Source organism: Massilia sp. LjRoot122, assembly GCF_964252725.1.
GTDB lineage: Bacteria > Pseudomonadota > Gammaproteobacteria > Burkholderiales > Burkholderiaceae_D > Telluria.
In genome coordinates this window covers 780,407-800,399 of sequence record NZ_CAXUPB020000001.1, presented here as the reverse complement: position 1 = coordinate 800,399, position 19,993 = coordinate 780,407, and the positions used below count along the sequence as shown (strand labels likewise).

Annotated in this window: 21 protein-coding genes; 13 read left to right on the top strand and 8 right to left on the bottom strand. The window is 65.0% G+C overall.

Translation table 11 applies throughout. The annotated features are described in order from the left end of the window. Positions 1-186: 186 nt before the first annotated feature. The gene (locus ACSQ25_RS03545; RefSeq protein WP_436104336.1) at positions 187-456 is read left to right on the top strand and encodes a hypothetical protein; all 270 of its coding nucleotides are present in this window, start codon (positions 187-189) and stop codon (positions 454-456) included. Between the two features lie 78 nt (positions 457-534). On the opposite strand, the gene ACSQ25_RS03540 is transcribed toward ACSQ25_RS03545, so the two are convergent. Both ACSQ25_RS03540 and gstA read right to left on the bottom strand, forming a co-directional pair. Beyond that, entirely contained in the window at positions 535-1,080 is a 546-nt protein-coding gene (locus tag ACSQ25_RS03540; RefSeq protein WP_436104335.1) for a DUF1697 domain-containing protein, read from the bottom strand. Positions 1,081-1,133: 53 nt separating this feature from the next. Further along, complete coding sequence (gene gstA / locus ACSQ25_RS03535) at positions 1,134-1,739, bottom strand: glutathione transferase GstA (RefSeq protein WP_436104334.1); 606 nt, start codon at positions 1,737-1,739, stop codon at positions 1,134-1,136. A 131-nt stretch (positions 1,740-1,870) separates the two neighbouring features. On the opposite strand from gstA, the gene ACSQ25_RS03530 reads away from it, so the two are divergent. Then, positions 1,871-2,200: a hypothetical protein gene (locus tag ACSQ25_RS03530; RefSeq protein WP_436104333.1), complete on the top strand. Its 330-nt coding sequence runs from the start codon at positions 1,871-1,873 to the stop codon at positions 2,198-2,200. Further along, positions 2,197-3,033 (top strand): HDOD domain-containing protein, encoded by an 837-nt coding sequence (locus ACSQ25_RS03525; protein ID WP_436104332.1) that lies wholly within the window; start codon positions 2,197-2,199, stop codon positions 3,031-3,033. Before ACSQ25_RS03530 ends, ACSQ25_RS03525 begins: the two co-directional genes overlap by 4 nt. A 156-nt stretch (positions 3,034-3,189) precedes the next feature. Here ACSQ25_RS03525 and ACSQ25_RS03520 read toward each other — a convergent pair whose 3' ends face one another. Continuing rightward, positions 3,190-3,591, bottom strand: a complete 402-nt coding sequence (locus ACSQ25_RS03520) for a hypothetical protein (RefSeq protein WP_436104331.1) — start codon at positions 3,589-3,591, stop codon at positions 3,190-3,192. A gap of 623 nt (positions 3,592-4,214) precedes the next feature. Between ACSQ25_RS03520 and miaB the strand changes: the two genes are divergently transcribed. From miaB to ACSQ25_RS03470, 10 genes are all read left to right on the top strand, one after another. Next, positions 4,215-5,576, top strand: a complete 1,362-nt coding sequence (miaB, locus tag ACSQ25_RS03515; RefSeq protein WP_436104330.1) for a tRNA (N6-isopentenyl adenosine(37)-C2)-methylthiotransferase MiaB — start codon at positions 4,215-4,217, stop codon at positions 5,574-5,576. Continuing rightward, entirely contained in the window at positions 5,573-6,658 is a 1,086-nt protein-coding gene (locus ACSQ25_RS03510; RefSeq protein ID WP_436104329.1) for a PhoH family protein, read from the top strand. The genes miaB and ACSQ25_RS03510 overlap by 4 nt, the downstream gene beginning before the upstream one ends. After that, positions 6,639-7,106 carry an rRNA maturation RNase YbeY gene (gene ybeY, locus ACSQ25_RS03505; protein ID WP_436104328.1) on the top strand — a complete coding sequence of 156 codons (468 nt, stop codon included), beginning with the start codon at positions 6,639-6,641 and terminating at the stop codon, positions 7,104-7,106. The genes ACSQ25_RS03510 and ybeY overlap by 20 nt, the downstream gene beginning before the upstream one ends. Before the next feature lie 210 nt (positions 7,107-7,316). Further along, the gene (locus tag ACSQ25_RS03500) at positions 7,317-8,195 is read left to right on the top strand and encodes an HlyC/CorC family transporter (RefSeq protein ID WP_436104327.1); all 879 of its coding nucleotides are present in this window, start codon (positions 7,317-7,319) and stop codon (positions 8,193-8,195) included. Next, positions 8,195-9,769: an apolipoprotein N-acyltransferase gene (lnt, locus tag ACSQ25_RS03495; protein ID WP_436104326.1), complete on the top strand. Its 1,575-nt coding sequence runs from the start codon at positions 8,195-8,197 to the stop codon at positions 9,767-9,769. The genes ACSQ25_RS03500 and lnt overlap by 1 nt, the downstream gene beginning before the upstream one ends. A gap of 97 nt (positions 9,770-9,866) precedes the next feature. Continuing rightward, the gene (glyQ, locus tag ACSQ25_RS03490) at positions 9,867-10,781 is read left to right on the top strand and encodes a glycine--tRNA ligase subunit alpha (RefSeq protein WP_436104325.1); all 915 of its coding nucleotides are present in this window, start codon (positions 9,867-9,869) and stop codon (positions 10,779-10,781) included. An 18-nt stretch (positions 10,782-10,799) separates the two neighbouring features. Then, positions 10,800-12,896, top strand: coding sequence for a glycine--tRNA ligase subunit beta (glyS, locus tag ACSQ25_RS03485; RefSeq protein WP_436104324.1), 2,097 nt, complete (start codon positions 10,800-10,802; stop codon positions 12,894-12,896). Positions 12,897-12,905: 9 nt separating this feature from the next. Further along, complete coding sequence (gene gmhB, locus ACSQ25_RS03480; RefSeq protein WP_436104323.1) at positions 12,906-13,460, top strand: D-glycero-beta-D-manno-heptose 1,7-bisphosphate 7-phosphatase; 555 nt, start codon at positions 12,906-12,908, stop codon at positions 13,458-13,460. 40 nt (positions 13,461-13,500) lie between these two features. After that, the gene (locus ACSQ25_RS03475) at positions 13,501-14,241 is read left to right on the top strand and encodes a lysophospholipid acyltransferase family protein (RefSeq protein WP_436104322.1); all 741 of its coding nucleotides are present in this window, start codon (positions 13,501-13,503) and stop codon (positions 14,239-14,241) included. Between the two features lie 44 nt (positions 14,242-14,285). Beyond that, the gene (locus tag ACSQ25_RS03470; protein ID WP_436104321.1) at positions 14,286-15,188 is read left to right on the top strand and encodes a M48 family metallopeptidase; all 903 of its coding nucleotides are present in this window, start codon (positions 14,286-14,288) and stop codon (positions 15,186-15,188) included. Here ACSQ25_RS03470 and ACSQ25_RS03465 read toward each other — a convergent pair whose 3' ends face one another. The 5 genes from ACSQ25_RS03465 to ACSQ25_RS03445 all read right to left on the bottom strand — a co-directional run bounded on the left by ACSQ25_RS03465 (position 15,189) and on the right by ACSQ25_RS03445 (position 19,975). Beyond that, complete coding sequence (locus tag ACSQ25_RS03465) at positions 15,189-15,737, bottom strand: YcxB family protein (RefSeq protein WP_436104320.1); 549 nt, start codon at positions 15,735-15,737, stop codon at positions 15,189-15,191. A 50-nt stretch (positions 15,738-15,787) separates the two neighbouring features. After that, positions 15,788-17,068: a lipid IV(A) 3-deoxy-D-manno-octulosonic acid transferase gene (gene waaA, locus ACSQ25_RS03460; protein WP_436104319.1), complete on the bottom strand. Its 1,281-nt coding sequence runs from the start codon at positions 17,066-17,068 to the stop codon at positions 15,788-15,790. Beyond that, positions 17,065-18,045, bottom strand: a complete 981-nt coding sequence (gene waaC / locus ACSQ25_RS03455; RefSeq protein WP_436104318.1) for a lipopolysaccharide heptosyltransferase I — start codon at positions 18,043-18,045, stop codon at positions 17,065-17,067. The genes waaA and waaC overlap by 4 nt, the downstream gene beginning before the upstream one ends. Positions 18,046-18,064: 19 nt before the next feature. Beyond that, entirely contained in the window at positions 18,065-19,447 is a 1,383-nt protein-coding gene (locus tag ACSQ25_RS03450; RefSeq protein ID WP_436104317.1) for a phosphomannomutase/phosphoglucomutase, read from the bottom strand. A 198-nt stretch (positions 19,448-19,645) separates the two neighbouring features. After that, entirely contained in the window at positions 19,646-19,975 is a 330-nt protein-coding gene (locus tag ACSQ25_RS03445; RefSeq protein WP_436104316.1) for an H-NS histone family protein, read from the bottom strand. Between the last annotated feature and the right edge of the window lie 18 nt (positions 19,976-19,993).

The window sequence follows — 19,993 nt, the reverse complement described above, 5'->3', positions numbered from 1 at the left end:
CAGCATCCTGATGACTTCTTTATGCAACTCAGCAATTCAATTGGGCGCGGCAATTCATCCGTTTTTGATATGCTGATTCCAGAAGTGCCATGTTGCGACCCTTCCTTATATAGGGCCGCTCCGGCCCGACTGCAAGTCGCGGCCACCACGTTGGAACGTGCAACAGAAAGAGCAAGAGGAACGGCTATGAACAGATATGCACTTGCTGCAGCATTGGCGATCTGCCTCGGCAGTCCCGCGCAAGCTGCCGTCATCGATCTCGCTGGCGCCAACCATGCCGTCGTCCGGGTGCAGCAGCCGGTACGCAACCTGTCGGTCACCCAGCGCCAGGACATCGTCGCGCCGCCGGCGAACATGTCGGAACTGCCTGAACCGGAAGTGTTCGCAATGATGCTGCTGGGGCTGATCCTGATCGGCTACAAGGCCGGCCGCGACAGCAGCGAGAAGTTTAAGTGATGCAGCATCGGCATTGATGCAGTGTACGGCCGGGCAAGCTGCCTGGCCGCTGATGAAGTCCCCGGCAGCCTTGCGCCCTCAGCCCTCACTGCACAGGGCCTGCAGTTTCATCAAGGTGCTCCAGTTCCGGGACGTGCTCCCATCCCCAAGCAGTTTCCCCAAAGACGTAGCCGCAGCACTATCCAACATCCCTTCCGGACACCAGACGTAGGCCGCGCGTTCCCCCAGCGCAAGCTGTTCGCAGCCCCAGTCGCGGCTGTCGAGTGCGGCCAGCTTCTCGCGCTGCGCGCTTCCCCCCAGCAGGAAGACGATCAGGCGGGAATGGTCGGTCGCCACGCCGAGCAGCGGATTGCCGTCGATGACGGCGTCCAGCTCCCCCTGCTCGAGCACGAAGACGCGCGCCGCCACGCCGAGCTTGAGCACGAGCGCTTCCTCGATCGCGGCGGCGGCCGCCGAGGCGCTGGTGCCCGCGGCCCGGAACACCACATTGCCGCTGTTGAGCACGCTGCGCACGCCGGAATAGCCCAGGCCCTCGACCAGGACGCGCAGGTCGGCCATGGCGATCCGCTTGGCGCGCCCGACGTTGATTCCCCGCAGGAATGCGATGTAGCACTGGCTGGTCATGGGCGCGATCCTACCCGAGGCCGGGCCGGTGTGGCGCATTGCTCGTTGGACGTCTAGGCCAGGCCTTCTGCGCGCATTGCTTCCTGCACAAACGGGATGGCGCCGACGCGGGCCTGGTAGGCCTGCAGCGCCGGCCAGTCGTCCAGGCTGAACCTGGCGAAGACAGCCCAGTTCAACACGGTGAACAGATAGGCGTCGGCGATGCTGAACTGGCTGCCCATGAGGAACTCACCGCCGTCCAGCTTGCCCGCGAGATAGCCCAGCGGACGCGCCAGCGCCGCCCATGCGGCGTTGCGGCCTTCCTCGGTGCAGCCCGGAGTAAAGATCGGGGTGAAGCGCTTGTGCAGTTCGGTGGCGATGTAGTTCAGCCATTCCATGACCTGGTAGCGCTCGAAGCTCCCAGGCGCGGGGGCCAGGTTTGCCGCCGGGGCCTGGTCGGCGATGTATTGGAGCAGGACCGCGGCTTCGGTCAGCACCCTGCCGTCATCCAGCTGCAGGGCCGGGACCGAGCCCTTGTCGCTGATCTCGCGGAAGTCGCCGCCGCCGGCGATGGCCTTGGTTTTCAGGCTCACGCGTTCGACCGAGAACGGGAGGCCGGCGGCGATCAGGGCAATGTGGGGTGCCAGGGAGCACGCGCCCGGGCTGACATATAGTTTCATGGTTTCCTTTCCAGATAGCGCGACCGGGGTCGCATTATTGCAAGCGTACAACATTCGTCGCCTTGATGCGCCACGCCCGGCCCGCCTGAACACACGGGTGATAAGATCGTCGGGAATTAACAGGAGGAAAAATGAGCGATAGCTACGAACTGTTGCCGCTGGCGCACCTGTATCCGGGCATGGTGCTGGCCGATGCGCTGCTCGATGCGCATGGGAACGTGTTGCTGGCCGAGGGCGCGGTGCTGAGCGAGGCGACCATCCTGTCCCTGTCCCGCCATGGCGTCGGGGCGGCCCCGATCGTGCGCGCTGAAGCGCTCACCCCACCCGACCCGGGCGCGATCCAGAAGCGTCTCGACCATGTGTTCCGCCACAACGAGCGCGAGGACCATGCCGACTGGGCCACCGGCTTGCTGCGCCGCTACGTCGAGGATTACCGCCTGCAGCGCGAGGTGGCGCAATGAATCCGGCTGAAGACTTGCTCGGCGGCGTCGACGACCTGCCCTCGCTGCCTGCCGTCGTGATGGAACTGCTCGGCAGCATCGAGCAGGAAGACATCGACATCAGCGTGCTGGCCAGAAAAGTGTCGAACGACCCGGCGCTGACGGCCAAGACCCTGCGCCTGGCCAACTCCTCGGCCTTCGGTCTGCAGGTCAAGGCGACCACCATCCAGCAGGCCATGACCTTCCTCGGCTTCCAGGCCACGCGCAAGCTGATCACCGCGGCGGCACTGACCGGCTGCTTCCCGGCCGGCCGCTGCCCCGGCTTCAACGACAAGGCCTTCTGGCGCCACTCGATCGCGACCGCCGCCTGCGCCCGCGCGCTGGCGCGGCGCGTGCGCTTCAATGCGGATGTCGCCTTCACCGCCGGCCTGCTGCACGACATCGGCCGGCTGGTGCTGGTGTCGCGCTTCCCGGAGCGCTACCAGGCGGTGCTGTCCTTGCGCGACAAGAATGACAGCGAGCTGATCGATGCTGAACGCGCCCTGCTGGGCCTGGACCACGTCGATGCCGGCGTGGCGCTGGCCGTGCACTGGCAGTTTTCCGACACCCTGCGCCAGGCGATCGCCTTCCACCACGCGCCGGAAGCGCCGGGTGCGGGCTTCCTGGCGACGATCGTGCACGTGGCGAGCGCGGTCGTACATGCACTGGACCTGGCCGGTAATCCGGACGAGCTGGTGCCGCGCCTGTCCTCGGTCGCCTGGACGGCGCTGGGCATGCCGGAAGACGCCTGGCTGCAGGTATTCCACGAAACCGAGCTGCAGTACGAGGAAATGTCGGCCATCTTGATGGCCTGAGGGGGAAAAGCGCAGAGGGATTGGCTAAACAGTGCGGCTGAACAGCGCTGCGCAGGAGGGAAGCCGGCCGAGCCGGCGCGGCACAGCGCTCAGGGCGCGGTGCCGCAGCCCGCTGGCGCCGAAGGCATGACAGGCGCGGCTGTCATGCCGACGGCATCAGTGGGCATAATTGCCGGTCGACGGATTTGCTTCGTTACCTTGCTGTTGCGGTTGCTGCTGTTGCTGCTGGGCGGCCGCTGCGGCGGCTGCCTGGGCTGCCTTCTCTTCTGGCTTCGGGCGGCCTTGGGCATCCGACAGGCGGTATTTGGTGCGGCGGTCGCCCATCAGGTCGCGCAGGTCACGGATGCTCATCCCCGTCACTTCGTGCATGCGGATCAGCAGCGATGCGCCGACCGGCAGGCGGTGGTGGCGGATCTTGCTGATCACTGGCGGCGCAACTTCGAGCATGCGCGACAGCGCGGCGTCATTCTTCAGCTGCATTTTACCCAGCAGAATATCCAGCAGATGGTTCGGGTTGTAGCTTTCCTGCGAAGACAGAGCATGATGCTGTTGTGCCATGATGTTTACCTCTTCAGTTTGGTTAAAATAGTTCCTTCACGAACTTTTGTTAAAGACTACTTCGTCAACATAAGTTCCCGGACTACCTTTGGGAAATTAAACAGGTCGCGCCTGAAGAACTCCTTAAGAAACGGTCCGGATTGCATGCCCCCGCATACCCTCTCCGCATGCGCACTTGTCTTTCAAACAAATTATCAGGCTCATACGTCCACAGTACATCCGAGCGGCGCATGTGACTCCTTGTCAGAAATCAAGCTATCGTGCGGAAAGCTTGTCACATAGGCATTTCAGCACATGGGGATTATTTGTGGCGCACGCAAGAGATTTCCGGAATAAATTTTCCTACTTAGAAGTTACACCGAACTCGTTGATTTACAAGAAGAAAGAATCGAATCCAGCATGACATTTTCAATGGATTCGATGCTTTTCTTAGCAATCCTGTATTTAACAATCTGAGCAGGCTTATAACAACTTTAGGTTAAGAAACTTGTCGTTCCAAACGGCATGAAAATTTCGTTCGTGCCAGACCCGGTTTCGTCTTTTGCGGGGCCGAACAGGGATTTACGGTAAACTGGACACCTCTTTTGCCCAGGCATCAGCTCTCCCCTTTCAGACAGCACTCCATGCAGAAAAAAGTATTCATCAAGACCTTCGGCTGCCAGATGAACGAATATGATTCGGACAAGATGGCGGACGTCCTCGGCGCTGCCGAAGGACTGGTCCGGACCGACTCGCCCGAAGATGCCGACGTCATCCTGCTGAACACCTGCTCTGTGCGTGAAAAAGCACAAGAGAAAGTGTTCTCCGACCTGGGCCGCTTCAAGGCGCTCAAGCGCGACAAACCGGACCTGGTGATCGGTGTGGGCGGCTGCGTGGCCTCGCAGGAAGGGCAAGCCATCGTCCGGCGCGCGCCGCACGTGGACGTCGTCTTCGGTCCGCAGACCCTGCACCGCCTGCCGCAGCTGATCCGCGAGCGCCGCAGCACCGGTACGGCCCAGGTCGACATCAGCTTCCCGGAAATCGAAAAGTTCGACCACTTGCCACCAGCCAAGGTGGAAGGCCCGGTCGCCTATGTCTCGATCATGGAAGGCTGCAGCAAATATTGCAGCTACTGCGTGGTGCCCTATACCCGCGGCGAGGAAGTCTCGCGTCCCTTCGAGGACGTGCTGACCGAATGCGCCGGCCTGGCCGCCCAGGGTGTGAAGGAAATCATGCTGCTGGGCCAGAACGTGAATGCCTACCGGGGCACGATGGAAGGCGGCGAAGTCGCGGACTTTGCCCTGCTGCTGGAATACATTGCAGACCTCCCCGGCATCGCGCGCCTGCGCTACGTCACCAGCCATCCGAAGGAGTTCACCCAGCGCCTGATCGACGCCTACGCGCGCATCCCGCAGCTGGTGAACCATATTTATCTGCCGGTGCAGCACGGCTCCGACCGCGTGCTCGGCGCCATGAAGCGCGGCTATACGGCCCTCGAATACAAGTCGATCATCCGCCGTATCCGCGCGGTGCGTCCGGAAATGAGCTTCTCGTCCGACTTCATCGTCGGCTTCCCCGGCGAAACCGATGCCGATTTCGAGGCCATGATGAAACTGGTCGAGGACGTCGGCTTCGACAACAGCTTCAGCTTCATCTTCAGCAAGCGCCCGGGCACCCCGGCCGCCAACCTCGAAGACGACACCCCGCACGAGGTCAAGCTGGCGCGCCTGCAGCGCCTGCAGGCCCTGATCGACACGAATACCCGCAAGTACAGCGCCGCCATGGTCGGCAGCGTCCAGCGCGTGCTGGTCGAGGGTCCGCCCAAGAAAGACCCGGGCCTGCTGCAGGGCCGCGCCGAGAACAACCGGGCAGTCATTTTCGACCCCGGCATGGCGGGCGACTCCCTGGTCGGCCAACTGGTCGACGTACGGATCACTGCCAGCCACGACTACTACCTCCGCGGCGAACTCGTCGCCAACTCAGATACGATTGCCAAAGCCAGTTGAAAAACACACCTACCCAGCCTTCGTACTTCATTCCCGAGCCGCTCGACAACACGCGGCTTGCCCACCTGTGCGGCCCGCTCGACGAGAACCTGCGCCAGATCTCGGCCGCGCTTGACGTCACCATCTTCCGGCGCGGCGAGAAATTCATCGTCAGCGGCAGCAATGCCGAACGCGCGGTCGAGCTGCTGGAACGCTTCTACGCGGTCGCCAACAAGGTCGTGCCGATCGAGGAAGTGCAGCTGGCCCTGGTGGAACAGCGTTCCGGCCTGAAGCCGCGCATGCCCGGCGAGGCCGATGCACAGGAGCCGGCCGCAAAAGAAGTGAAGGAGGATGAGGCCGAAGGCAAGCCGGCCTCCGAGCTGGTCAGCCCCACCCTGAAGACCCGCCGCAGCGACCTGCGCGGCCGCACCCCGCACCAGATCCAGTACCTGAACGCCGTACTCGAGCACGACATCAGCTTCGGCGTCGGCCCGGCCGGCACCGGCAAGACCTACCTGGCGGTGGCCTGCGCCGTCGATGCGCTCGAGCGCGACGCGGTCAAGCGCATCATCCTGACCCGCCCCGCGGTGGAAGCGGGCGAACGCCTCGGCTTCCTGCCGGGCGACCTGAGCCAGAAAGTCGACCCCTACCTGCGCCCGCTGTACGACGCGCTGTACGACCTGCTCGGCTTCGACCGCACCCAGAAGCTGTTCGAGAAGCAGGTGATCGAGATCGCCCCGCTGGCCTACATGCGCGGCCGCACGCTGAACCATGCCTTCGTGATCCTCGACGAAGCCCAGAACACGACGGTCGAGCAGATGAAGATGTTCCTGACCCGGATCGGTTTCGGCAGCAAGGCCGTGATCACCGGCGACGTGACCCAGGTCGACCTGCACAAATCCCAGCGCTCCGGCCTGGTGGACGCCATGCACGTGCTGAAGAACGTGCGCGGCATCGCCTTCACCCAGTTCGCAAGCGAGGACGTGGTACGCCATCCGCTGGTGGCGCGCATCATCGATGCCTACGAGACCAATTCCTCGGTCGAGGAACTGGCCGCCCTTCCCAAACCGCTACCTACCAAAAATGCAAGAAAAAAAACATAAGCTCGATCTCGAAGTCCAGTACGCCGACACCCGCCTGGAACAGGATCTGACGGAAGAGATGCTGCGGCGCTGGGTGGAAGCCGCCCTGCTCGGCCCCGCCGAGCTGTCGATCCGCTTCGTCGATCTCGAGGAAGGCAAGGCGCTGAACCGCCAGTACCGCGGCAAGGACTACGCGACCAACGTCCTCACCTTCGCCTACAACGAGGGCGAGGAACTGGGCGAGGACGACCCGACCCAGGCCGACATCATCCTGTGCACCGACGTGCTGCAGCGCGAAGCCGAAGAGCAGGGCAAGACGGTCGAGGAACACGCGGCCCACCTGGTGGTGCACGGCGTGCTGCACGCCCAGGGCTACGACCACGAGCACGACGAGGAAGCCGACGAGATGGAGCAGTTCGAGCGCGACATCATGGAAGTGCTCGGCTACCCGGACCCCTACGCAGATTGATCCCGTAGGGTGGACGGCTCTGCCGTCCGCGCGTTCAAATCACACCAATGCAGCCCGTTCGGCTATTCTCATGCCGGTTGAACGCGCGGACGGCGAAGCCGTCCACCCTACGCTTTCTTTGCGTCAATATGCCGTCAACGGCACGCATTGTGGGCCATCCGGCCTTTTGGTGTATCCTATACCCATCGCAACAACGGCTTCACGCCAACTATGCCCGAGTATCCCAGTGACGTCCGATCGGACGCCAAACCCCACCGGTCGCTGTTCGAACGGCTGACCGCACTCATCTCCCCCGAGCCTGAAAACCGCGCAGAACTCCTCGAAGTCCTGCACGAAGCCCACGAGCGCAAGCTGATCGATGCCGACGCACTCTCGATGATCGAGGGCGTGTTCCAGGTGTCCGACCTGTCCGTGCGCGACATCATGGTTCCGCGTTCGCAAATGGACGTGATCGACATTACCGACCCGATCGAGCAGTGGCTGCCGATCGTGTTAGAGACGCAACATTCCCGTTTCCCCGCCATCGAGGGCGAGCGCGACAAGGTGGTCGGCATCCTGCTGGCCAAGGACCTGCTGCGCTACTACGCCGAGGAGTCCTTCGACGTGCGCAAGATGCTGCGCCCGGCGATCTTCATCCCGGAATCGAAGCGCCTGAACGTGCTGCTGCGCGACTTCCGCGCCAACCACAACCACATGGCCATCGTCGTCGACGAGTACAGCGGCGTCGCCGGCCTGATCACCATCGAGGACGTGCTCGAGCAGATCGTCGGCGACATCGAGGACGAGTACGACTTCGACGAAGACGAAGACAACGTCCTGTCGATCAAGGAGGGCCAGCTCGGCCCGCGCTGGCGCGTCAAGGCCCTGACCGAGATCGAGCAGTTCAATGAAGAGGTCGGCGCCGACCTGCCCGAGGACGAGGTCGACACCATCGGCGGTCTGGTCGCCAGCCACCTCGGCCGCATGCCGCACAAGGGCGAGGTGTTCGACCTCCAGAACCTGCGCTTCGAAGTGCTGCGCGCCGACGCGCGCCAGATCCACGTGCTGCTGGTCGAGAAACTGCCCTACGCCGAAGACGACCACGACTGATGCTGCGCCGCCGTACCCAGCCTACCACCGCTTCTGACCCCTGCACCCGTGCCGCCAGGCCTTCCCCGAAGGCGCAGGTAGCGATGGCGCTGGCGGGCAGCACTTCCCTGCTGTCCTTCCAGCCCTTCGGCTGGTGGCCGCTCCAGTTCCTGGCCCTCGCCTACTTCTTCTACCAGGTCGGCATGGGCACGTCCGCGCGCCGCGGCGTGTGGCTGGGCTGGGCCTTCGGTTTCGGCTGGTCGGTGGCCGGCATGCACTGGCTGTACATCGCCATCACCCGCTTCGGCGGCCTGCCCGCCATCCTGGGTGCGATCGCGATCGCCCTGCTCGGCCTGTATATGGGCCTGTTCGGCGCCTTTGCCGGCGGCGTCGCCAGCTGGCTGCGCCGCAAGTGGTCGCTGCCGGTGAGCGCCTTCGTGCTGCTGGTGCTGCCGAGCGTGTGGGGCGTGTCGGAATGGATGCGCGGCTGGGTCTTCACCGGCTTTCCCTGGGCGGCCTCGGGCTATGCCCACAATGTCTCTCCTCTGGCCGGCTATGCGCCGCTCCTCGGCGTCTACGGCCTCGGGGTACTGGCGGCTGTCTGCGCCGGCTGCCTGGTCATGCTGACCCAGCGCGCGCGCTGGCCGGCACTGGGTCTGTTCGCAGCCGTGATGGCGGCCGGCTTCGGCCTGCAGCACATCAGCTGGACCCAGGAAGTGGGCCAGCCGATTACCGTGCGCCTGCTGCAGGGCGACGTCAGGCAGGACCAGAAGTTCGACATGGCCTACCTGGTCGACATCGTCGGGCGCTACCAGGGCATGATCACGGCGGCCCCGGCCGACCTGATTGCCACGCCGGAAACCGCGATTCCCGTCACGCCGCAGCAGCTGGCGCCCGAGTACCTGGCCGGTCTGCAAAGTTTCGCCGCGCAGACGCGCAGCCACCTGATGATCGGCATTCCGACCGCGGACAGCCCGACGCAGTATTCGAACAGCGTGATCGCCTTTGGGCCGGGCTCCTCGCCCTACCGCTACGACAAGCACCACCTGGTGCCCTTCGGCGAATTCATCCCGCCGGGCTTCCGCTGGTTCACCGACCTGATGCACATCCCGCTGGGCGACCAGACCCGCGGCCCGGCCCTGCAGGCGCCCTTCCCGGTGAAGGACCAGCTGGTGCTGCCGAATATCTGCTACGAGGACGCCTTCGGCGAAGAGATCGCCGCCCAGCTGCGCAATGCACCGCGCCCGGCGACGCTGCTGCTGAACGTGTCGAACCTGGCCTGGTACGGCGATTCGGTGGCGATCCCGCAGCACCTGCAGATCTCGCAGATGCGCGCGATCGAGACCGGCCGCCCGATGCTGCGCTCGACGAACAACGGCGCCACCGCCGTCATCGACGGCCGCGGCAATGTGGTGCAGCGCCTGCCCTTCTACGAACGCGGCGTCCTGGCGGCCACCGTGCGCGGTACCGAAGGCTTCACCCCGTACATCCGCTTCGGCAACCTCGCTTTCCTGCTGCTCGGCGGCCTGATGCTGCTCGGCGCCTGGCTGGCCGGCCGCCATTACAAAAATAAGAGCACCAATTCAAACGGCTGAGTTGAATCGCCCCCAGAGGGCCGTGAAAATTCAGTAGAATTGGCCATTTGGCAAATTTACCGTGACCGTGGCGCCCGGCGCCGCAGTACCCCTACACATGCTCACATTCCAACAAATCATCCTGACCCTGCAGACCTATTGGGACAAGCAGGGTTGCGCACTGCTGCAGCCCTACGACATGGAAGTCGGCGCCGGCACCTTCCACACCGGTACCTTCCTGCGTGCGATCGGCCCGGAACCCTGGCGCGCGGCCTACGTGCAGCCTTCGCGCCGCCCGAAGGACGGACGCTACGGCGAGAACCCGAACCGCCTGCAGCATTATTACCAGTACCAGGTGGTGCTCAAGCCTGCGCCGGAAAACATCCTCGACCTCTACCTCGGTTCACTCGAGGCGCTGGGCCTGGACCTCAAGAAGAACGACGTGCGCTTCGTCGAGGACGACTGGGAAAGCCCGACCCTGGGTGCCTGGGGCCTGGGCTGGGAAGTCTGGCTGAACGGCATGGAAGTCACCCAGTTCACCTACTTCCAGCAGGTCGGCGGCCTCGATTGCAAGCCGGTGCTGGGCGAGATCACCTACGGCATCGAGCGCCTGGCCATGTACCTGCAGGGCGTCGAGAACGTGTACGACCTGGTCTGGACCGAGTGGGAAGAAAACGGCGTCAGGAAGACGCTGAGCTACGGCGACGTCTTCCACCAGAACGAGGTCGAGCAGTCGACCTACAACTTCGAGCACGCGAATACCGAACTGCTGTTCCAGGCCTTCGCCAACCACGAAGCCGAAGCCAAGCGCCTGGTCGAACTGCAGCTGACGCTGCCGGCCTACGAGCAGATCATGAAGGCCTCGCACAGCTTCAACATGCTGGACGCGCGCGGCGCCATCTCCGTGACCGAGCGCGCCGCCTACATCGGCCGCGTACGCACGCTGTCGCGCCTCGTTGCGCAGGCCTATTACGACTCGCGCGAGAAGCTCGGCTTCCCGATGCTGCCCGCCGCCGACAAGGCCGCCGCCTGAACAGAACAAGAACAGACCATGAACCAGACTCTCCTCGTCGAAATCCAGACCGAAGAACTGCCGCCGAAGGCCCTCGTCAAGCTCGGCGCCGCATTCGCCAACGGCATCGCCAACGGCCTGAAGGCGCGCGACTTCCTTGAAGCCGACAGCGCCATTACTACGCACGCCACGCCGCGCCGCCTGGCGGTGACCGTCACCAATGTGCGCGGTACCTCGCCGGACAAATCGATCCGCGAAAAGGTGCTGCCGGTCTCCGTCGCCCTGGACAAGGACGGCAATCCAAGCGCCCCGCTGGCCAAGAAGCTGGCCGCGCTGGGCTTCCCCGACCTGCAGATCGCTGACCTCGAACGCGCCCAGGACGGCAAGGCCGAATCCTTCTTCTACACCTACACCGCCAGCGGCAGCGCGCTCGCCGGCGCCCTGCAGGACGTGCTGGCCGACACCGTGGCCAAGCTGCCGATCCCCAAGGTCATGAGCTACCAGCGCCCGGACGGCGCCACCGTGCAGTTCGTGCGCCCGGTGCACCTTCTGCTCGCCCTGCACGGCGAAGCGGTGCTGCCGCTGACCCTGCTCGGCCTGGAGGCCGGCCGCCAGACCATGGGCCACCGCTTCCTGTCGCACGGCGAGAAGATCGCCATCCCGCACGCCGACCAGTACGCAAGCGTGCTGGAAAGCGAAGGCAAGGTGCTCTCGTCCGCCGAAGCGCGCAAGGAAAGCATCCGCCGCCAGCTGCTGGAGAAAGCCGCCGGCGACCAGGTCCTGATGCCGGAATCCCTGCTCGACGAAGTGGCCGCGCTGGTTGAATGGCCGGTGGTGTACGAATGCCGCTTCGAGGAAGAATTCCTGGCCGTGCCGCAGGAATGCCTGATCCTGACGATGCAGACCAACCAGAAATACTTCGCGCTGACGGATAGCACGGGCAAGCTGCGCTCGCGCTTCCTGATCGTGTCGAACATCGCGACCGACGATCCGTCCGCCATCGTCGGCGGCAACGAGCGCGTGGTGCGTCCGCGCCTGTCGGACGCCAAGTTCTTCTTCGAGCAGGACAAGAAGAAGACCCTCGAGTCGCGCCTGCCGCAGCTGTCCAACGTGGTCTACCACAACAAGCTGGGTACCCAGGCCGACCGCAGCGATCGCGTCATGACCCTGGCCGCCGCCATCGCGCGCCGCCTGGGCTTCGACGTGGCGCTGGCCGAGCGCGGCGCGCGCCTGGCCAAGGCCGACCTGCTGACCGACATGGTGGGCGAGTTCCCTGAACTGCAAGGCATCATGGGCACCTATTACGCGCGCCATGACGGCGAGCACGAGGAAATCGCCCTGGCCGCCTCCGAACACTACCAGCCGCGCTTCGCCGGCGACGCCCTGCCCTCGACCAATACCGGCCTGGCGGTCGCGCTGGCCGACAAGCTGGAAACCCTGGTCGGCATCTGGGGCATCGGCCTGCAGCCGACCGGCGAGAAGGATCCGTTCGCGCTGCGCCGCCACGCCCTGGGCGTGATGCGCATGCTGGTCGAGAAGCGCCTGCCGCTGTCGCTGTGGGACCTGGTGAACGATGCCTGCGGCGTGTTCGAAGGCCAGGCTGCCTTCAAGGATTCGCGCGCCGAAGTCATCCCCTTCATGCTCGACCGCCTGCGCGGCATGCTGCGCGAGCGCGGCTTCTCGCCGAACGAGGTCGAGGCAGTGCTGGCCCAGAACCCGGACCGCGTCGACGACGTGGTCCAGCGCCTGGAAGCGGTGCAGGCCTTCGCGGCCCTGCCGGAATCGAGCTCGCTGGCCGCCGCCAACAAGCGTATCACCAACATCCTGAAGAAGAACGAGGACGCCCTGCCGCAGGACGCCGCGCTCAAGCAGGAGCTGCTGGTCGAACCGGCGGAAAGCGCGCTGGCCGCCAAGATGGGTACGCTCGAGGGTGAAGTCAGCAGTGCCTTCGAGAAGAGCGATTTCACCGGTGCCCTCAAGACCCTGGCGCTGATGAAGGAGGAAGTCGATGCCTTCTTCAACGACGTGATGGTGATGGCCGACGATATCGCCCTGCGCAACAACCGCCTGGCGCTGCTGTCGCAGCTGCACGGCATGATGAACCGCGTTGCCGACATCTCGAAGCTGGCCGCCTAAGGTAATCCCATGAAACTCATCATCCTCGACCGGGATGGGGTCATCAACCACGATTCGCCGGACTTCATCAAGTCGCCGGCGGAGTGGATTCCCATTCCCGGCTCGCTGGAAGCGATCGCCCGCCTGAACCAGGCGGGCTACCGGGTCGTGATCGCATCGAACCAGTCGGGCATCGCGCGCGAACTGTTCGACATCACGACCCTGAACGCGATCCACCAGAAACTGCACGCCAGCGCCCAGCTGGTCGGCGCCGACATCGACGCCATCTTCTTCTGCCCGCACGCCGCGATCGACAACTGCGACTGCCGCAAGCCCAAGGCCGGCATGTTCGAAGAAATCAGCAAGCGCTACAAGCTGAGCCTGAAAGGCGTGCCGACCGTGGGCGATTCGCTGCGCGACCTGCAGGCCGGCTTCATCATGGGCTGCCTGCCCTACCTGGTCCTGACCGGCAAGGGCGAGAAGACGCAGCAGACCGGCGGCCTGCCGCCGGGAACCCAGGTGTTCCCCGACCTCGCCTCGATGGTGAACGCCTTCCTCAAGACCGCGGCACAGCGGCCTGAGTAAATAAAACAGATCCAGAACCAGTCCATTGTCCGGAGCCCCTTTGCATACCATCAGCCTGTTCCTGCGTTCCCTCCTCTTCAAGATCGTCATGATCGTCGCCACCGTGGTGTGGGCCTGCGTATGCTTCCTGGCGGCGCCGCTGCCGTACAACAAGCGCTTCTGGGTGACCTCGCGCTGGAACGTCTTCATCATCTGGGCTGCGCGCGTCATCTGCGGCATCCGCTACCAGTTCAAGGGCTACGAGAACCTGCCGGATGCTCCGGCGATCGTCCTGTCCAAGCACCAGTCGGCGTGGGAGACCATCTTCCTGCTGCCGAACCTCACACGGCCGCTGGTCTACGTCTTCAAGAAGGAGATCCTCTACATCCCCTTCTTCGGCTGGGGCATGGCGCTGCTGCGCATGATCCCGATCGACCGCTCGCAGGGCAAGAACGCCTTTGCCCACGTGGTCAGGCACGGCAAGCGCCGCCTGGCCGACGGCCAATGGATCATCATGTTCCCGGAAGGGACGCGCATCCCGGTGGGCCAGAAAGGCAAGTACAAGAGCGGCGGTACGCGCCTGGCTGTCGAAACCCAAACGGTGGTCGTCCCGATCGCGCATAATTCAGGTGAGTGCTGGCCGAAGAATTCGTTCATCAAGCGCCCGGGCCTGATCACGGTCTCGATCGGCAAACCGATTTCGCCAGAAAACCACACCCCCGACAGCATGATGCAAGAGGTCGAAAATTGGATAGAATCCGAAATGCGCGTTATTTCGCCCCACGTCTACAAAGGTGGCTGAGCGACGTCAGCGCCCAGATCAGGAATTCGAAACCGCAGCACGACATGAGCTCCACCAAGATCGACGGGCAGCAGCTGGAACTGTTTGCACAGGACTTCTTCGCGGCGCTCAAGCCCTCGGATAAACCGGCGCCGCCCTCGCAGCCTCTCTTCAAGGCGCCGCCTCCGGCGCCGCGCAATCTCATCCCCAGTCCGCCCGTCGGCGAGGGCGAGCCGCCGCTCAAGCGCATCGTCCTCGGTGCCCACACCGTCGATTACGCCCTGCGCCGTTCGACGCGCCGGTCGATCGGCTTCATGATCGACGACGACGGCCTGCGCGTGACCGCGCCGCGCCGCTGCACCCAGATCGACATCGACAACGCGATTCGCGCCAAGCAGCGCTGGATCCTGACCAAGCTGCTCGAACGCGGCGAGCGCCGCGCCCAGCGCCAGGAGCGTGCGCCGATCGAATGGAAGGACGGCGCCTGCCTGCCCTACCTGGGTGGCGAGATCACCCTGCGCCTCGAAGAAGCCTCACGCAGCCACTGCCAGTTCGATGCCGAAGCGCGCGAGCTGTGGATCGGCGTGGTGCCGGGACTGTCGGAATGGCAGCTGAAGGAACGCGTCAAGCTGTGGTTCCAGGCCGAGGCCAAGCGCCTGTTCAAGGAGCGCCTGGATTTCTTCGCGCCGCAGCTGGGCGTGAGCTACCAGGCCTTCGCGCTGTCGTCGGCCGGTTCGCGCTGGGGCTCCTGCACGATCGAGGGGAACATCCGCCTGAACTGGCGGCTGATGCACTATCCGCCTTCGCTGGTGGACTACGTGGTCGTGCACGAGCTGGCGCACCTGCGCGAGATGAACCACAGCCCGCGCTTCTGGGCGACGGTGGCCGAAGTGTATCCGGATTACGACGGGGCGCGGCTGGCGCTGAAGAAGCGCTCGCTCGAGATGCCGGTGTTGTTCGGCGATTGATTACAACAGCGAATCGCGGCGCGCCGCGGCCAACTCCTTCATCGCCCCCGTCTGCGCGTCCGACAGGGCCCGGTAAGGAATCGGCAGCGTCCCGCGCTTGAGCACCATCATGAAGCCGCGCGAATAAGTGCGCACACCCACCACGTCTTCCCAGCCGATCAGGGTCACGCCCCCGCTGGTGCGCACGATGCCGTGCTGGTCGATGGTGAATTCGTAGGTGCGCCGTCCGCGCCCGGCCATGACGAAATGGAAGGCCGCACCGAAGGTGCTTTTCAGGCGCAGGTAGAGACTGGCCGGGAAGCGGATGCGCCGGCGGCGGATGAGAAACCCGCCGTGCTGCCACATGAAGCTGATGTATTCGCCCAGCGTGTAGCGCACGAAGAAATGCAGTTCGGATAAGGGCACCGGCGGCGCGGCGGATGGCAGCGGCAGGTCCGCAGGACCTTCACTGACGGGCAGGTGCAGCACCTTGTCGTCGGCCTGCTGTTGCACCAGCATGGCGACGGGTTTATTGCTGTTGACCGGTCTCGGGTGATTAAACGACAACATTGCGCATCCCCTGGTTATTATCCGAGCTCGAATCGGAATGGTAGCAAAAGCTACCGGATAAGTCGCCGCAGCAGTTCAACCGTGCGCAGGGTGGCGCCGCGGTGGCGCCCTGCGAACGCGAGCGCGTGCGCCCCCATGCCGGCGCGCGCGGCATCGTCTTCCAGCAGGCGCAGCGCGGCCGCCACCAGGGCGTCGGCGTCAGCCAGGCGCAGCGCCGCGCCATCCTGCACCGCTTCCTCGGTCGCCTGGGCAAAATTAAAGGTGTGCTCGCCCACCAGCACCGGCTTGCCGAGCGCGCAGGCCTCGATCAGGTTCTGGCCGCCGAGCGGCATCAGGCTGCCGCCGATGAAGGCGCAATCGCAGGCGGCATAGTAGGCGAACATCTCGCCCATCGAATCGCCCAGCAGGACCCCGGCCTGGCCCATGCCGCTGTCCATGCCCTCCTTCAGGCGCGAGCGGCGCTGCACGCGCAGGCCGCGCGCGGCAATCAGCTTCTCGACTTCGTCGAAGCGCTGCGGGTGGCGCGGCACGATCGCCAGCAGCGCGCCGGCCGGCTTGTCGCCCGCGCGCAGCCAGGCGTCCAGGATCAGCGCTTCCTCGCCCTCGCGCGTGCTGGCGCACAGGAACACGGGACGCGCGCCGAACTGCGCGCGCAGCCAGGCGCCCTTCTCCAGCGCGGCCTGCGGCGGCACCACGTCGAACTTGATGCTGCCGGTAAGCTCGACCTGGGGCGCACCGAGCGAGCGGATGCGCGCCTCGTCGGCCCCGGTCTGCGCCGCCACCAGGGTGATGGCCTGTGCGGCGTCGGTCATCAGGGCGCCCATCTTCTGCCCGCGGCGCAGGGAGCGTTCCGACAGGCGCGCGTTGACCAGCGCCACCGGCACCCCGGCCCTGGCGCAGCCGGCGATCAGGTTCGGCCACACCTCGGTCTCCATCAGGATGCACACGCGCGGCGTGAAGCGGCGCAGGAAGCGTCCGACCATGAAGCCGGTGTCGTAAGGCAGGTAGGACTGGACCACGCGCTCGCCATGGTGGCCGAACAGCGATTGTCCGGTAGCGCGCCCGGTCGGCGTCATGTGGGTCAGCAGGATGCGGGAATCGGGATAGGCCGCCAGCAGCGCCTCGACCAGCGGCTCGGCGGCGCGGGTCTCGCCGACCGAGACGGCGTGTACCCACAGGGTCGGGCGCGCCGATGGCGCGGCGTGCGGAAAGCCCAAGCGCTCGGCCCAGTGGGCGCGGTAGCCGGGTTCCTTGCGGCCGCGCCACCACAGGCGGCCCAGTACGAGCGGCAGCGCCAGCCACCAGGCCAGCGAGTACAGCCACCTGCTCACACGGCCTCCAGCAGGCGGCGTGCGGCGGCGATGACATCCGGTGCGGATGGCGGCGCACCCAGGTCGCCCAGGTTGACGATTTTGTCCGACCAGTTGCCTTCGGTCTTCCACTTCGGCGAATCGCAGTAGATCTCGACCGTCGGGCGCACGAAGGCGGCGGCGATGTGGGTCAGGCCGGTGTCGACCCCGACCGCCAGGCGGGCATGCTGGGCCACGGCGACCGCGTCCATCATCGACAGTTTCGGCAGCACGCGCGCGTTCGGCAGGCCGGCCGCCAGGGCATCGGCCTCGTCACGCTCCTGCGGCGAACCCCAGGGCAGCAGCACCGGCATCGGCGCCAGTGCGCGTCCCAGTTCGATCCAGTGCTCGCGCGGCCACTTCTTGGCGGCGCGCGCGGTCCCGTGGAAGAAGACCACGTAGTCTTCCGGCGGCAGGAAGGCCGGACGGGCGGACGCCTGTGGCTGCGGCAGGCCGAAATCGGGCGCGACATCGACGTTGTAGCCGAGCGCAGCCCCGGCCACCTTGCGGCCGCGCGCCACCGCATGGGTGCGCGGATTCAGGGGAATGCTGTGGGTATGGAAGATGCGCGAGATGCCCTCGTAGCCCGAACCTTCGCTGCCGTTGGCCAGGCCGACCTTCCTGCCGCCGCGCACGGTGCGCGCGGCGCCCATGATGATGCCGGTCTTGAGCAGGCCCTGGGTGTCGAACACGATGTCGTATTCTTCCTCACGCAGGGTGCGGAAGAAGGCCTTGATCTCGGCGCGCGTCCCGGCCTTGCCGAGGCTCTTGCGCCAGCGGCGCAGCGCCCATGGAATGATCTTGCGTACGTGCGGGTTCAGGCGCACCAGGCTGGTATAGCCCTCTTCCACCACCCAGTCGATGGTGGCGCCGGGATGGTGGCGCAGGATGTCGGCCACCATCGGCAGGTTGTGCAGCACGTCGCCCAGCGAGGAGACGCGCACCAGCAGGATCTTCAAGGCGCTCTTCTCTTAACTGTTAGAAAGGCAGTTCGGCGTCCGGCTTGGCGGCCAGGATCACCTGCTTGAACTCGGCCTGGATGCGTGCCAGGGCTTCCGGGTTCTCACCCTCGAAGCGCAGGACCACCACCGGGGTGGTGTTCGAGGAACGGGCCAGGCCGAAGCCGTCCGGGTATTCCACGCGCAGGCCGTCGATGCCGTTGATGCTGCTGGAGGTCGGGAACACCGCGTTGGCGCGCAGGCTGTCGATCAGGGCGAAATTCTCGCCCTCCTTCAGGTGCAGGTGCAGTTCCGGGGTGCTGCTGGCGATCGGCAGGCTGTTGAGCAGTGCCGACGGATCCTGCTCTTTCGTCAGGATCTCGAGCATGCGCGCACCGGCGTACAGGCCGTCGTCGAAACCGTACCAGCGGTCCTTGAAGAAGATGTGGCCGCTCATCTCGCCGCCCAGCGGGGCGCCGGTTTCCTTCAGCTTGGCCTTGACCAGCGAGTGGCCGGTCTTCCACATCAGGGGGCGCCCGCCGGCTTTCTCGATCCAGGGGGCGAGGTGACGCGTGCACTTGACGTCGTACAGGATCTCGGCGCCCGGGTTGCGCGACAGGACGTCGCTTGCGAACAGCATCATCTGGCGATCCGGGAAGATGATCTGGCCATCCTTGGTGACGATGCCGAGGCGGTCGCCGTCGCCGTCGAAGGCCAGGCCGATCTCGGCGTCGGTATCCTGCAGCGCCTTGATCAGGTCTTGCAGGTTTTCCGGGTGCGCCGGGTCCGGGTGGTGGTTCGGGAAGTGGCCGTCCACTTCGCAGAACAGTTCGACGACCTCGCAGCCCATGCCGCGGAACAGGTCAGGTGCGAAGGCGCCGGCCACGCCGTTGCCGCAGTCGACCGCGATCTTGATCGGGCGGGCGATCTTGACGTCGCCAATGATGCGCTCGAGGTAGGCGGCACGGATGTCGTGGGTGCTGTAGCCGCCGCGCTGTTCGGCGATGGCGCCGTCGTAGGCGGCGATGCTGTCGTGCAGCGCCAGGATGGCGTCGCCGTAGATCGCCTCGCCCGCCATCACCATCTTGAAGCCGTTGTAGTCCGGCGGGTTGTGGCTGCCGGTAACCATGATGCCCGAACGGGTGTCGAGCAGGTTGGTGGCGAAATACACCATCGGGGTGGCGACCATGCCCAGGTCGATCACGTCCACGCCGGCGTCGCGCAGGCCTTCGCCCAGCGCCGCGGTCAGGCCGGGGCCCGACAGGCGGCCGTCGCGGCCGATCACGACCTTGCGCTCTCCCTTCGCCAGCGCGGCGGCACCGAATGCGCGACCGATATGGCGGGCAATGCTTTCGTCGAGGGTCTTGTCGATGACGCCGCGAATGTCATAGGCCTTGAAGATGGTTTTGGAGAGAGCAAGCATGGTTTCCTTGGAAAGCTGGGGCGCGGGCATGCGAAAGCAGCGGCTGGTGAGAACCAGGCGTCGGCGCCGAATTATCGGGATGGCAACTTAGAGGAATGACAAATGAAGCTATTGTAGCGGCAAGCGGCGTCCCGTGTGAACGGGACGAACCGCTTGCGCGGGGAGACGTGCATGCCGGCATGGCCGGCCGGGGAAGGATTAAACGCGCAGCTTGTCGAGCGACTTGCCGCCTTCGACCCATTCCTTGACCCATTTCGGCTGGCGGCCACGGCCGGTCCACTGCTGCGATTCATTGTCCGGATGACGGAAACGCACGGCCACCGTATTGCCCTTGGTCGAACTGCCTTTGCCGGCGCCACGGCCACCGGTGGCCAGCAGGTCCTTGAGGGGCACGCCGACGCTTTGCGCGATCGCCAGAATCTGTTCGCGCGCCTTTTGTACTTCCTGGACTTCGCGCTTCTTCATCTCCTGCTTGATTTGTTCTTGCAGGTTGCGCAAATCGCCTACGGACATATTGGACAGATCCATCTTTATTCCCTCGTTAGT

Coding starts and splice junctions, on each gene's coding strand:
- ACSQ25_RS03465 (WP_436104320.1), bottom strand. CDS start 15,737: ATGTTGTCGTTTAATCACCCGAGACCGGTCAACAGCAATAAACCCGTC.
- lnt (WP_436104326.1), top strand. CDS start 8,195: ATGCTGCGCCGCCGTACCCAGCCTACCACCGCTTCTGACCCCTGCACC.
- ACSQ25_RS03470 (WP_436104321.1), top strand. CDS start 14,286: ATGAGCTCCACCAAGATCGACGGGCAGCAGCTGGAACTGTTTGCACAG.
- ybeY (WP_436104328.1), top strand. CDS start 6,639: ATGCAAGAAAAAAAACATAAGCTCGATCTCGAAGTCCAGTACGCCGAC.
- ACSQ25_RS03520 (WP_436104331.1), bottom strand. CDS start 3,591: ATGGCACAACAGCATCATGCTCTGTCTTCGCAGGAAAGCTACAACCCG.
- glyS (WP_436104324.1), top strand. CDS start 10,800: ATGAACCAGACTCTCCTCGTCGAAATCCAGACCGAAGAACTGCCGCCG.
- ACSQ25_RS03500 (WP_436104327.1), top strand. CDS start 7,317: ATGCCCGAGTATCCCAGTGACGTCCGATCGGACGCCAAACCCCACCGG.
- gstA (WP_436104334.1), bottom strand. CDS start 1,739: ATGAAACTATATGTCAGCCCGGGCGCGTGCTCCCTGGCACCCCACATT.
- ACSQ25_RS03445 (WP_436104316.1), bottom strand. CDS start 19,975: ATGGATCTGTCCAATATGTCCGTAGGCGATTTGCGCAACCTGCAAGAA.
- gmhB (WP_436104323.1), top strand. CDS start 12,906: ATGAAACTCATCATCCTCGACCGGGATGGGGTCATCAACCACGATTCG.
- ACSQ25_RS03540 (WP_436104335.1), bottom strand. CDS start 1,080: ATGACCAGCCAGTGCTACATCGCATTCCTGCGGGGAATCAACGTCGGG.
- ACSQ25_RS03545 (WP_436104336.1), top strand. CDS start 187: ATGAACAGATATGCACTTGCTGCAGCATTGGCGATCTGCCTCGGCAGT.
- ACSQ25_RS03530 (WP_436104333.1), top strand. CDS start 1,871: ATGAGCGATAGCTACGAACTGTTGCCGCTGGCGCACCTGTATCCGGGC.
- ACSQ25_RS03450 (WP_436104317.1), bottom strand. CDS start 19,447: ATGCTTGCTCTCTCCAAAACCATCTTCAAGGCCTATGACATTCGCGGC.
- miaB (WP_436104330.1), top strand. CDS start 4,215: ATGCAGAAAAAAGTATTCATCAAGACCTTCGGCTGCCAGATGAACGAA.
- glyQ (WP_436104325.1), top strand. CDS start 9,867: ATGCTCACATTCCAACAAATCATCCTGACCCTGCAGACCTATTGGGAC.
- ACSQ25_RS03525 (WP_436104332.1), top strand. CDS start 2,197: ATGAATCCGGCTGAAGACTTGCTCGGCGGCGTCGACGACCTGCCCTCG.